Source organism: Streptomyces sp. NPDC102274 (assembly GCF_044766385.1).
GTDB lineage: Bacteria > Actinomycetota > Actinomycetes > Streptomycetales > Streptomycetaceae > Streptomyces.
Window position 1 is genome coordinate 272,119 of record NZ_JBIWLW010000006.1, and the last position, 12,399, is coordinate 284,517.

12 protein-coding genes are annotated in these 12,399 nt (G+C 69.4%); 6 read left to right on the forward strand and 6 right to left on the reverse strand.

Going from position 1 to position 12,399, the window contains the following annotated elements; translation table 11 throughout:
- Nucleotides 1-33 precede the first annotated feature (33 nt).
- A complete protein-coding gene (locus ACIRQP_RS11510; protein ID WP_403886980.1) occupies nt 34-912 on the forward strand; it encodes a TetR/AcrR family transcriptional regulator in 879 nt (292 codons plus the stop codon).
- Between the two features lie 49 nt (nt 913-961).
- Here the strand turns inward: ACIRQP_RS11510 and ACIRQP_RS11515 are convergent, their stop codons facing one another.
- The gene (locus tag ACIRQP_RS11515) at nt 962-2,083 is read right to left on the reverse strand and encodes a WD40 repeat domain-containing protein (RefSeq protein ID WP_403886983.1); all 1,122 of its coding nucleotides are present in this window, start codon (nt 2,081-2,083) and stop codon (nt 962-964) included.
- A gap of 425 nt (nt 2,084-2,508) precedes the next feature.
- Between ACIRQP_RS11515 and ACIRQP_RS11520 the strand changes: the two genes are divergently transcribed.
- Complete coding sequence (locus ACIRQP_RS11520) at nt 2,509-4,062, forward strand: carotenoid oxygenase family protein (RefSeq protein ID WP_403886986.1); 1,554 nt, start codon at nt 2,509-2,511, stop codon at nt 4,060-4,062.
- A 74-nt stretch (nt 4,063-4,136) separates the two neighbouring features.
- Here ACIRQP_RS11520 and ACIRQP_RS11525 read toward each other — a convergent pair whose 3' ends face one another.
- Nucleotides 4,137-4,727: a MarR family winged helix-turn-helix transcriptional regulator gene (locus ACIRQP_RS11525; RefSeq protein ID WP_403886989.1), complete on the reverse strand. Its 591-nt coding sequence runs from the start codon at nt 4,725-4,727 to the stop codon at nt 4,137-4,139.
- 96 nt (nt 4,728-4,823) lie between these two features.
- Between ACIRQP_RS11525 and pip the strand changes: the two genes are divergently transcribed.
- Both pip and ACIRQP_RS11535 read left to right on the forward strand, forming a co-directional pair.
- On the forward strand, nt 4,824-5,801 hold the full coding sequence (gene pip / locus ACIRQP_RS11530; RefSeq protein ID WP_403886992.1) for a prolyl aminopeptidase: 978 nt from the start codon (nt 4,824-4,826) through the stop codon (nt 5,799-5,801).
- 187 nt (nt 5,802-5,988) lie between these two features.
- Nucleotides 5,989-6,984 carry an aldo/keto reductase gene (locus ACIRQP_RS11535; RefSeq protein WP_403886995.1) on the forward strand — a complete coding sequence of 332 codons (996 nt, stop codon included), beginning with the start codon at nt 5,989-5,991 and terminating at the stop codon, nt 6,982-6,984.
- 408 nt (nt 6,985-7,392) lie between these two features.
- On the opposite strand, the gene thpR is transcribed toward ACIRQP_RS11535, so the two are convergent.
- Nucleotides 7,393-8,040 carry an RNA 2',3'-cyclic phosphodiesterase gene (gene thpR / locus ACIRQP_RS11540; protein WP_403887178.1) on the reverse strand — a complete coding sequence of 216 codons (648 nt, stop codon included), beginning with the start codon at nt 8,038-8,040 and terminating at the stop codon, nt 7,393-7,395.
- 4 nt (nt 8,041-8,044) lie between these two features.
- Between thpR and ACIRQP_RS11545 the strand changes: the two genes are divergently transcribed.
- Nucleotides 8,045-8,362: a Uma2 family endonuclease gene (locus ACIRQP_RS11545; protein ID WP_403887181.1), complete on the forward strand. Its 318-nt coding sequence runs from the start codon at nt 8,045-8,047 to the stop codon at nt 8,360-8,362.
- 55 nt (nt 8,363-8,417) lie between these two features.
- Here the strand turns inward: ACIRQP_RS11545 and ACIRQP_RS11550 are convergent, their stop codons facing one another.
- Entirely contained in the window at nt 8,418-10,007 is a 1,590-nt protein-coding gene (locus ACIRQP_RS11550; protein ID WP_403886998.1) for an MFS transporter, read from the reverse strand.
- A gap of 29 nt (nt 10,008-10,036) precedes the next feature.
- Nucleotides 10,037-10,477, reverse strand: a complete 441-nt coding sequence (locus ACIRQP_RS11555; RefSeq protein ID WP_403887001.1) for a MarR family winged helix-turn-helix transcriptional regulator — start codon at nt 10,475-10,477, stop codon at nt 10,037-10,039.
- Between the two features lie 164 nt (nt 10,478-10,641).
- Here ACIRQP_RS11555 and ACIRQP_RS11560 point away from each other — a divergent pair, with 164 nt between their 5' ends.
- A complete protein-coding gene (locus tag ACIRQP_RS11560; RefSeq protein WP_403887004.1) occupies nt 10,642-10,839 on the forward strand; it encodes a ribbon-helix-helix protein, CopG family in 198 nt (65 codons plus the stop codon).
- Nucleotides 10,840-10,863: 24 nt separating this feature from the next.
- Here ACIRQP_RS11560 and ACIRQP_RS11565 read toward each other — a convergent pair whose 3' ends face one another.
- Nucleotides 10,864-12,318 (reverse strand): NCS2 family permease, encoded by a 1,455-nt coding sequence (locus ACIRQP_RS11565; protein ID WP_403887007.1) that lies wholly within the window; start codon nt 12,316-12,318, stop codon nt 10,864-10,866.
- Nucleotides 12,319-12,399: the final 81 nt, after the last annotated feature.

The following is a 12,399-nucleotide window of genomic DNA, read 5'->3' on the forward strand; positions in this document are numbered from 1 at the left end:
CTCATTTTCTTTCCAGGGGATTACGCTGGGCCCATGACCTCGACGCAATCGACCGGCAGCGGCAATGTGGCGCGCAGTCTCGAACTTCTCTGGGGATCGGGCGAACGCCCCGGCCGCGGCCCCAAACCCGGCCTCACGCTCGACCGGATAGTCACGACGGCCGTCGCGCTCGCGGACGCCGAGGGGCTGGACGCGGTCTCGATGCGCCGGCTCTCCACCGAGCTGGGCACGGGCACCATGTCCCTCTACCGGTACGTGCCCGGCAAGGCCGAGCTGATCGACCTGATGCTGAACCATGTACAGGGCGAGACGGACGCGTCGGCCGAAAGCCCCGCCCCCGCCGGCTCCAGCGCCGACCTCGGCTCAGGCTCCGGCTGGCGCCGCGCCGCCGAGGCGATGGCGCGCGCCGCGCTCGCGCTCCATCAGCGCCACCCCTGGCTGCTCTCCGTGAACCAGGCCAGGCCGGTCCTCGGCCCGAACACGGTCAGCGGGCTGGAGAAGGCGCTCTCCGCCATCAAGGGCATGGGATTGACCGACCCGGAGATGATCTCCGTGATCGTCATGGTCGAGGGCTATGTCACCGGGGTCGCCCGTACGCATGTCCATGCCATCGAGGTGGAGAAGCGGTCGGGCATCACCGACGAGGAGTTCTGGCAGGTGCAGGAGCCGGTCCTGTCGAAGGCCATGACCAGCGGGGTGTATCCGGTCATGGCCTCGCTGTCCATGGAGGCGTTCAGCCCCGAATTCGACCACTTCGAATTCGGGCTCCAGCGGATCCTCGACGGCTTGGAGGTGCTGGTCGAACGACGCGCGGCAGAGCGGGGTACGTCGGAGCAAGGTACGGCGGAGCGGGGTACGGCGGAGCGGGGTACGGCGGAGCGGGGTACGGCGGAGCGGGGTACGGCGGGATGACGCCGGACGTCCGCGCTCCTGCTCTTGCTCCTGTTGCTCGTGCTCTGCCTCAGTCCTTCCGGCGCTTTCGCTTGAAGGCGAAGACCAGCGCGGCCCCACCGATGACGATGATCGCGCCGAGGGTGGCATTCCCTTGGTCCCCGCCGTCGCCCGCGCCGTCGGCGGTGCCCCCGTCCCCACCCCCGCCCGACGAGGAACTCCCGCCACCGGAAGGCGAGTTGCCGCCGGAGGACGAGTCGCCGCCGGTGTCCTTGTCCAGCTCCACCCGCACCACCCCGCTCTCCTCGCCCTCGGTACCGAACATCAGCGCCTTGCCGTCCGCCGTGTAGGTCACCGACTCGGCCTGCCGCTGGAACGGCGCGCTGACCCGGCGCTCCGTACCCAACCGGCCGTTCTGCCACGCGTAGGCACGCGCGCTGAAGTACGAGCGCAGCACCAACTCCTTGCCGTCCGGCGAGAACGCCCCGTCCGTCACCCAGGGCACGTCGTCGATCCGCCGGAAGATGTTCGTCCCGGACGAGGTCAGCTTGGCCGGGCCCTCGTACAGGCCGCCACCGTTCTCGTTCTTCGAGGCGATATAGACCCGCCCGGTCGTGGGGTCGACCATCATCGACTCGGCGTCGCGCGGCCCGTCGGCGTACTTCACGGTGAACTGTGTGGCGCGCACCGTCGCGTCCTGGAGCTCTTTGGGCTCGGGGAAGCGGTAGATCCACACGTGATCCCAGGTGCCGTTCAGGTTGTCGCCGATATCACCGACATACACATTCCCATCGGGACCCATGGAGATGGCCTCTACATCCCGGGGCTTGCCGATGCCTTCGAGGGTGAGCGTCGCAACCGTCTCACCCGTCCTGGAGTCCACGGCATAGATCTGGGGCCCATAACCGCTGTCGTTGTGTGTCCAGTAGACGCCGGGGTGGGCTCGGCTTGCGGCCAGACCGCTGGACTCGGTGATCCTCGGGTCCTTGATCGTGAAGTTCCGGTCGGGCGCCCCGTCGGCCGCCGCGGCCGGGGTGACGGCGGGCGCGAACACCACCGCCGAGGCCACCATCAGCAGTACGGCGGCGATGGCGCCGGTGATGGCACCGGCGGTCGCGGTGGCGGTGGTGGCGGCAGCAGCAGCAGCAGCACCGGAAACGCGCGGGCCGGGATGGCACGGAAGCGAACGCATTCACCAAGACTGCCATCCCCGCCCGTACCGGCCCGTCCGGGCGGCCCGCGCGGAGGGCCGGGGAACGGGGCTAAGGCGACCGCGGGATCCGCCCCGAGCTGAGGGTCGATCGGCGCCCGAGTGAGCCGGTTGCCATGGCATGCGTTGCGTACGGCGACGGTCATGACCCGAGGGCAGGGCATGAGAAAGCCTCGCCCGGCACATGGCCGGACGGGGCTGGTCCGCTGCCTCTGCTGTCGTGTTCGGGCATGAAAAGCCCCCGTGACTCGTCCGCCCGCACTCGCGCCACCACCCCGCCCCCGTCCGGGGTCCAGCAACACCTCCGTCCGGTGCTCAGACCTCCTGCCCCGGGCCGCGTTCCACCGGAGACTTCTGGTTGTCACTCCGCGAACCAGCGGCCACAACCACACCACGGGGGATCGACCATGACCGACCGGACTCGGCGGAACATCATGCGCGGCGCGGCAGTAGCAGCCGCCGGAGGGTTCTTCGGCCTGCACAGCGGGACACCCTTCGCCGCACGAGCCACCGCCGCAACCGCCACATCAACGCCCACGCCCAGCGCCACCGCGAGCCGCCCCTTCCTCGAAGGCCCCTTCGCTCCGGTGACGGACGAGCTCACCGCCTTCGATCTCCCCGTCACCGGCCGCATACCCCGTGAGCTCAACGGCCGCTATCTGCGCAACGGCCCCAACGTCCTCGGTCTTGAGGACCCCATGGCGCACCACTGGATGCTGGGCGACGGAATGGTCCACGGTGTACGCCTCCGGAACGGCCGCGCCGAGTGGTACCGCAACCGCTGGATACGGTCGGCCGCCGTGGCCCGCAAGCTGGGCGAGCCGTACAACGGTCCGGTTCCGGAGGACGACTTCGCGGCCAACACCCACGTGATCCCGTACAAGGGGCGCGTTCTGGCGGTACAGGAGAGCGGGCCGCTGCCGTACGAACTCGACGACGAGCTCAACACCATCGGCACGCACGACTTCGGCGGAACGCTGAGCGGCGCGTTCACCGCGCACACCAAGTTCGACGCGCGAGCCGACGAGCTGCACGCGATCACGTACTACCCGACGTGGGACCACGTGCGGCATCTCGTCGTGGACCGCACCGGCCGGGTCGTACGGACCACAAAGATCCCGGTGGCCGACAGCCCGATGATGCACGACTTCGCGCTGACCGAGAAGTACGTGGTCGTCTTCGACATGCCGGTGACCTTCGACCCCGTGGCGGCCGGGGCGGGCGCCCTCGTCCCGTACGTCTGGAACGACCGGCACCCCGCACGCGTCGGGGTGATGCCACGGGCCGGTGGCCGGGTCCGCTGGTTCGAGGTGCCGTCCGCCTATTACTCGCACACCCTGAACGCCTATGACGAGGGCTCGTCCGTGGTCGTGGATCTCACCACCATGCCGGCGCCCTTCTTCACGGCCGGCCGGGGCTCCGGCGGCCCCTCGGCGCTCGGCACCCCGTCCCTCGACCGCTGGACCATCGACCTGGCGCACGGCCGCGTGCGTACGCGGCGTCTCGACGACCGTCCGCAGGAATTCCCGCGGGTCAACGAGGGCTTGGTGTCCCGGCGGCATCGCTACGCGTACTCCGCCACGGCCGGGGAGATGTGGCAGGCGTATCTGACGGTCGACGGCGTCCCGCCGGACCACGCCTTCAGCAACGCCCTGATCAAGCACGATCTGTTCCGCGGCACCACCGAGGTGCACCGTTTCCCCCGGGGCGCGGCGGTGGGCGAGGCCGTGTTCGTACCGTCGCGGGCAGGGGCCGGCGCCACCAAGGGCACCGGCACCGAGAAGGGCACCCGCGCGGAGGACGACGGCTACGCGCTCGCCTACGTGCACAACCCCGAGCGCGGCGCGGCCGACCTGGTCATCCTCGCCGCCCAGGACTTCACCGGGGAGCCGGTCGCCCGGATCCATCTGCCGGGGCGGGTCCCCCTCGGCTTCCACGGCAGTTGGGTCCCCGACGCGTGACCACGTGACGGCGTCACCACATAACGGCGTGACGGCGGAACGGCATGACCGCTTCCGCCGTACGCCCGGCCCGGTCAGTCCCCAGTCCCGGTCCCGATCCCAGTCCCACTCCCGATCCCAGTCCCACTCCCGGTCCCAGTCCCACTCCCGGTCCCGGTATCCGAGTCCGGGCCCGGCCCCAAGGCCGACCGGTCCGCGATCCGCCGCCGCATCGGGCGCCGGTCCAGCGCCTCCAGTGCCTCACCGATCAGCCGGCTCAGCGGATACGGCAGCTCCGCCTCGAACTCCGCCGCCGCGGCCGATGTCGCCTCCCACTCGGCGTTCAGCGCCGGAAGCAGCTCCTCCGCCCCGGGTGTCAGCCGGACCATGCGCCGCCGGGCGTCGTCCCCCGGAGCCAGGGCGACCAGGCCGTTCTTGGCCATCTGCGCGACGGTCTGGCTCGCCGCGGAGTGCGTCACCCCGGTCGCCTCCGCCAGTTCGCGGATGGAGCACGGCCCGGGAGCGGCGGCCAGGGCTCGGGCGACGGGGGTGTAGCGGGGTCGGAAGCCATCCATGCCGAGATCGGCATAGACGGCCTCGACACCGGTTTCGAGACGGTCGAGGAGATGCCGCAGCCGGGTCCCGAGCAGCTCGGGACCCGGTGAACCGGGGCTGGCCGAAGTCATAAAAGGAAATGTAACAGTGCTGTTGTATCTGTAGGGTCGGCGCCGACACGACCGAACGACCCGCCCACCGCGTGACGCACCCAGGGAGCCCGCCCCATGCCCCAGCCACCGGACCCGCTCCACCCGCCCGTCGACCCCTACGACCACGGCATGCTCGATGTCGGCGACGGCAACCTCGTCCACTGGGAGGTCTGCGGCAATCCGCGGGGCAAGCCCGCGCTCGTCGTCCATGGCGGCCCCGGATCGGGAACCGGCCCGCATTCCCGGCGGTTCTTCGACCCCGAGCGCTACCGCACCGTCCTGTTCGACCAACGCAACTGCGGACGCAGCACCCCGCACGCGAGCGACCCTGCCGCCGACATGCGCCACAACACCACCGGCCATCTCATCGCCGACATGGAGCGGTTGCGTGTCCATCTGGGGATCGACCGCTGGCTGCTGTTCGGCGGCTCCTGGGGCTCGACGCTGATCCTCGCGTACGCCGAGCGGCACCCGGAGCACGTCTCCGAGATCGTCATCTCCGGGGTCACCACGACCCGGCGGTCGGAGATCGACTGGCTGTACGGGGGCGTCGGACAGATCTTCCCCGAGGCGTGGGACCGCTTCCGCGCGGGCGTCCCGGAGGCCGAACGCGGCGAGCGCACCGCCGATCTCGTCGCCGCCTACGCCCGGCTGACGGAGCATCCCGACCCCGCCGTACGGGAGCGGGCCACGGCCGACTGGTGCGCCTGGGAGGACACCGTGCTCTCCATGGAGCCGCACGGCTCGGCCCATCCGTACGGCGGGCGGGCACCCGCCGCCCGGCGGGCCGTCGTCCGGATCTGCGCGCACTACTTCTCGCACGGCGCCTGGCTCGACGAGGGCGCGCTGCTGCGCGACGCGGGGCGGCTGGCGGGGATCCCGGGCGTACTGGTGCACGGCCGCTTCGATCTGAGCGCGCCCCTCGGTACGGCATGGGAGTTGGCCCGCGCCTGGCCGGACGCCCGGCTGATCGTCGTCGAGGACGCCGGGCACAAGGGAAGTACGACGGAGCGCCGCGAAGTACGGGCGGCGATCGACGCGTTCGCGAGCTGAGACGGGCAGGGACCGAAGCGAGCCGAGACGGGCTTTGGACCGAGGTGAGCCGAGACGCGCGCGGGGCCCACGGCCCGCCGAACGGCCGTGAGCCCCCGCGCATGCGCCCCGTCCACCGGTGCGAAGGAGGCCACAAGGCCCAGCAGGGGTTGCTTCGAGTGCGCTCGAACGCGTTGGCTGTGGAGTCATGAAGTACACGCAGCTCGGACGCACCGGACTCAAGGTAAGCCGACTCGTCCTCGGGACGATGAACTTCGGCCCGCTCACCAATGAGGCCGACAGTCACACGATCATGGACGCCGCGCTCGACGCGGGCATCAATTTCTTCGATACCGCCAATGTCTACGGCTGGGGCGACAACAAGGGCCGTACCGAGGAGATCCTCGGCACCTGGTTCGCCAAGGGCGGCGACCGCCGCGACAAGGTCGTCCTCGCCACCAAGGTCTACGGGAACATGGCCGGCGACGGCCCCGCGTGGCCCAACCACGACAAGCTCTCCGCCCTCAATATCCGCCGCGCGGTCGACGCCAGCCTCAAGCGGCTCCAGACCGACCACATCGATCTCTACCAGTTCCACCACATCGACCGCGACACCCCGGTCGAGGAGATCTGGCAGGCCATCGACACCCTGATCCAACAGGGCAAGATCATTTACGCGGGCTCCTCCAACTTCCCCGGCTGGAAGATCGCCCAGACCAATGAGACGGCCCGCAGGCTCGGTTCGTACGGCCTGGTCAGTGAGCAGTGCCTGTACAACCTGGCCGAGCGCCGCGCCGAGATGGAGGTCATCCCGGCCGCGCAGGAGTACGGCCTCGGGGTCATCCCCTGGTCACCGCTGAGCGGCGGTCTGCTGGGCGGCGCGATCCGCAAGGAGCGCGAGGGCGGCGGATCCCGTACGTCCGGAGGCCGTTCGGGCAGCGGGCTCGCCAATACGGCGATCCGGGCGCAGGTCCAGTCGTACGAGGACCTGCTCGACAAGCACGGCATCGAGCCGGGCGAGGCGGCTCTGGCCTGGCTGCTCACGCGGCCCGGGGTGACGGGCCCGATCGTCGGCCCGCGGACGCTGGAGCAGCTGGAGTCGGCCGTGCGCGCGGTCGAGCTGGAGCTGTCGGAGGAGGTCCTGTCCTCGCTGGACGAGATCTTCCCGGGTCCGGGCCCGTCGCCGGAGGCGTTCGCCTGGTAGTTCTCGGGTACCTGGTCAGTACGCCGACGCCCGTACTGACCAGGTAGTACGCCGACGACCAGGGCCGCGACGCGGCCGAGGGCGGCCGGGGCCGGTGACCAGCCCCTGTCCGATCGGACAGGCGCTGAGGGCTCTCCCGTAATTCCCGGCGGGTGCGCGGCGTCAGCTGCCGCGCACTGATCCACCAGGGACAACGGGACAGCCCTTGGGGCGTGTTTCAGAAGTCCCGTCCGCACCGCCCGCCCTGCGCGCGGACGACGCTACTTCTGAAACACGCCCTAGCCGACCGCGGCCGCCACAGCGATGATCGCGAACATCAGCACAAGCACGACCGCCATGATGCGGTTCCGGGTTTTGGGGTCCACACATCGAGGTTAACGGCCGGGGGTGACAGCACCGGCGCCCGGGTTACCCGGGCGCCCCCGGCCGGGCCCTGCCGAGCGGGCAGCGCACGACCGCCTCATACCGCGGCTGCTCCCGCGCCACCCCGCTCACCGGCAGCCGGCTGTGTACGAGCACCAGCTCGGCCACCTCCCAGGGCGTGCCCGCGAACCCGCCGAGGGCCTCCACGTACAGCGGCAGGTCCACGTCCGTACTGTCAGTCATGTCCGTACCGCCGGTCACATCTCTACCGTCGGTCACATCCCTACGGCCGCCACGGCTGCGCGCGAGCGTCAGATGCGCCTGGTAGTGGCGGTGTTCCTCCATCGGCACCCCGGCCCGCCGCGCCGCCGCACCCGCGCGCTCCGCGAGAAGGCGCAAGTCGCCGATCCCCCCGGCGGCCCCGGCCCACAGGGCCCGTCCGCCGAAGTGCCCGCCCCCATGGATACGGAGCGGAAACGGCTCCGTACGCCGCGCGGCCCGCTCCAGCCGCTCGGTCAGCTCGGGCAGCAGCCGGTCCTCGACCTCCCCCATGAAGGCGAGCGTGAAGTGCCAGCCGCCGCGGCCGGTCCACCGCAGCCCGTCGGCGCCGGGCAGCACCTGAAGCGCGTCCACGGCACGGGCCAGTTCCCCGACGGCTTCGGCGGGCGGCAGCACGGCGGCGAACAGTCTCATAGTCATACGGCCGAGTCTCCCAGCCGTCCGAAAGCAGGACGCTCGTGGCCGATGGGACTTCGCGGACGTGGAGTTCATCGCCGAGGTGATCTCGAAGGACACGGCCGCCAACGACTACGGCCCGAAGAAGGCCGTATACGCCGCGGCCGGCATCCCCGTCTACGTCATCGCGGATCCGTACACCGGCAGGTGCCACGTCCACACGGATCCGAAGGAGGGCGAGTACACGGGCGAACTCACAGCCACCTTCGGCATGGAAATCGACCTCACCATCGCCGGCTCAGCCCTGACGTTGCGGACTGACGACTTCCCCCGCCTCTGACACCGCGCCCCGTGGTGGTCCGCACCCAAGTTCCTCGGTCCGGACCACCGTCGCCTCACGCGGCCGTCGCCAGCTCCTCCGTTTTCGGTACGAACGTCACGTGCGGCCGTCCGCCCCGCAGGCCGACCTTCAGCCGTACCCCTGCCACACGGGTCAGGATCAGGCCGATCGTCGCCGCCGCGAGCAGCGAGACCAGGCCGCCCGTCGCGAAGCCGACGCGGGCGCCGTACGTATCGGTGACCCAGCCGAAGAGCGGGCCGCCGATGGGGGTGCCCCCGACGAAGACCATCATGTAGAGGCTCATCACGCGGCCCCGCATCTCGGGGTCGGACGCCATCTGGACGCTCGTGTTGGCGCTGATGTTGGTCGTCATGCCGAGCATGCCGATGGGCAGGAGCAGCAGCGAGAACAGCCAGACCGACGGCGAGAAGGTCACCACGATCTCCAGCGCGCCGAAGGTCATGGCCGCCAGGACGAGCAGCCGCAGCCGGCTGGAACCGCGCCGGGCGGCGAGCAGGGCACCCGCCAGGGAGCCTGCCGCCATCAGGATGTTGAAGAAGGCGTACAGCCCGGCGCCGCCGTCGTAGACCTGGTGCGCGTAGGCCGTCAGCCATATCGGGAAGTTGAAGCCGAAGGTGCCGATGAAGCCGACCAGGACGATCGGCCAGATCAGCTCGGGGCGGCCACGCACATAGCGCAGTCCCTCCCTGAGCTGGCCCTTTCCGCGCGGTACGCGGACGGACTTGTGCAGCTCGTGCTGACGCATCAGCAGCAGTCCGACGAGCGGGGCGCTGAACGACAGGCCGTTGAGCATGAAGGCCCAGCCACTGCCGACCGTGGTGATCAGGACACCGGCGACGGCGGGGCCGATGAGCCGGGCGGACTGGAAGTTGGCCGAGTTGAGACTGACCGCGTTGCGCAGTTGGTCCGGGCCGACCATCTCGGAGACGAAGGACTGGCGGCTCGGGTTGTCGACGACCGTCACCATGCCGAGCAGGAAGGCGATCAGATAGACGTGCCAGACCTGGACATGTCCCGAGAGCGTCAGGGCGGCGAGCGAGAGGCCGCACAGGCCCAGCGCGCTCTGGGTGAAGAGCAGCACCTGACGTTTCGGGTAGCGGTCGGCGATGACGCCGCCATAGAGGCCGAAGAGCAGCATCGGCAGAAACTGGAGAGCCGTCGTGATGCCGACGGCCGCCGATGAGCCGGTGAGGCTGAGGACCAGCCAGTCCTGGGTGATCCGGGACATCCATGTACCGGTGTTGGAGACGACGGCGCCCGTCGCGAACAGTCGGTAGTTGCGGATCTTCAGCGACGAGAACGTCCCGCCGCCGGTCGTGCGCTCGACGGCCGTGCCGTCGGGTATCTCACCGTCGGACAGACCGCTTTCGGGTATGTCACTGTCGGGTATGCCGCTTTCGGGTATGCCGGGTGTGCCGCTGTCGAGCGGACCGTTGTCCTGAATAGCACTTTCCGAGGTGTTGCTCTCCGAAGTCGTGCTCTCCGAGGCGGTTCGATCCGACGCGGATCCGACCGAGTCGGCTCGATCCGAAGTGGCTTCGACCGAGGTGGCTCTGTCCGAGGTGGTGAGGTCGTGGGTGGATTTCGGTGCGGGGGCGGAGTCTGCTCCGGATCCCGTACTCAAAGTGGGTTCGCCTCCTTACAGCGCGCGGATCACAAGTGGGCGAGCTTCTCCAGAACGGGGGCGGCAGCGCGCAGCTTCGCCCACTCGTCATCGTCCAGGCCCTCGGCGAGGGACGCCAGCCAGACATTGCGCTTGCGGCGGCTCTCTTCGAGCATCGCCTCGGCCCGTTCTGTCTGGCTGACCACCTTCTGCCGACGGTCGTCGGGGTGCGGCTCGAGCCTGACGAGACCCTTCGCTTCCAGCAGCGCCACGATGCGAGTCATCGACGGCGGCTGGACATACTCCTTGCGCGCCAGCTCGCCCGGGGTGGCGGAACCACATCGGGCGAGGGTGCCCAGAACCGACATCTCGGTGGGACTCAGCGACTCGTCGACACGTTGGTGCTTCAGACGCCGGCCCAGCCGCATGACGGCGGAGCGAATGGAGTTCACGGCGGCGTCGTTCTCGTCGCCGTGGGGCAGGTCAGGCATGTTGTTAGGGTAACTCATTACCCAATCTAAATACCACCCACATGCACACACCTGAAGGCGGGCTCCGCACCGATCGCGAAGATCATGCGAAAGATCACCCAAACGAGTGAGACCGCTGCGGAAAGTGATGACTCGGGGCGCGCACGGGGCCGACCCTGGTGCGTATGGGATCGACAGTGCTCAGCCTGCGGATCGACGGTGAGCTGCTCGACCGGCTCCGGCGGCATGCCGCCGTACGCGGAATGAGCGTCCAGGACTATGTGGTCCGGACGCTCATCCGTGATGACTTCGACGAACGCTTCAAGTCGGCCGTCGAGGAGACGGAGAAGTTCTACGGGGTGAATGAATACGGGGTGAAATGAGGCGGCCCGCGCCGGGCCCGGCGACTACGTCAGGCCGAGCGCCGGCATCGCGTAGTAGAAGACGAAGACCGCCGAGACGACGTACATCGCCACCGGCACCTCGCGCCCCCGCCCGGCCGCCAGCCGCAGCACGCTGAAGCTGATGAAGCCGATGCCGATGCCGTTGGTGATCGAGTACGTGAACGGCATCATCACCATCGCCAGGAAGGCCGGAACGGCGATGGTGTAGTCGCTCCAGTCGATGTCCCGTACCGAACCGGCCAGGATCAGGAAGCCGACCGCCAGCAGAGCGGGTGTCGCGGCCTGGGACGGGACCATCGTCGCCAGTGGTGTGAGGAACAGCGCCACCGCGAAGAGCAGACCCGAGACGATGGACGCCAGCCCGGTCCTCGCCCCCTCGCCGACACCTGCCGTGGACTCCACGAAGCAGGTGTTCGCCGAGGCCGAGGACGCGCCGCCGGCCGCGACCGCGATGCCGTCGACGAAGAGGACCTTGTTGATACCGGGCAGGTTTCCCTGCTTGTCCATCAGCTTGGCCTCGTCACCGACGCCGAGGATCGTGCCCATCGCGTCGAAGAAGGACGACAGCAGCACGGTGAAGACGAACAGCACGCCGGTCAGGACGCCGACCTTCTCGAAGCCGCCGAACAGACTGAAGTCCCCGATCAGGCCGAAGTCCGGGGTGGAGACCGGATTCCCCGGCCACTTCGGGGTCGTCAGCCCCCAGCTCGGCACCTTCACGAACGCGTCGATGATCATCGCCAGGACCGTCATCGCCACGATGGAGATCAGGATCGCGCCCGGCACCTTGCGGATGATCAGCGCGAGCGTGAGCAGCGCCCCGATGGCGAAGACCAGCACGGGCCAGCCGTGCAGATGTCCGTTGGAGCCGAGCTGGAGCGGCACGGTGGTCTGGGCAATGTCCGGGATACGCGACACGAAGCCGGAGTCGACCAGACCGATCAGCATGATGAAGAGGCCGATACCGATCGCGATGCCCTTGCGCAGCCCGAGCGGCACGGCGCTCATCACGCGCTCCCGCAGACCGGTCGCCACCAGCAGCATCACCACGAGACCGGCGAGTACCACCATGCCCATCGCGTCCGGCCAGCTCATCCGGGGAGCGAGCTGGAGGGCGACGACGGTGTTGATGCCGAGGCCGGCCGCCAGGGCGATCGGCACATTGCCGATGACCCCCATCAGCAGCGTGGAGAAGGCCGCGGTCAGCACGGTCGCGGTGACCAGCTGGCCGTTGTCGAGCTGATGCCCGTACATGTCCTTCGCGCTGCCGAGAATGATCGGGTTCAGCACGATGATGTAGGCCATCGCGAAGAAGGTGGCGAAGCCGCCGCGTACCTCACGGCCCACCGTGGAGCCGCGCTCCGAGATCTTGAAGAACCGGTCCAGCCCGCCGGACGGCTGCCCGGGGGTCGGCGGCTGGACATCGGAGCCGACCGGAGCGGTGGCCGAGGGGGGCATGCGGAACCTCAGTCGTCATACGAGAAGGACGGGCAGGACGGCAAGAAGAACGGATGAGCGAGCGAAATCCAGCCGGACTTG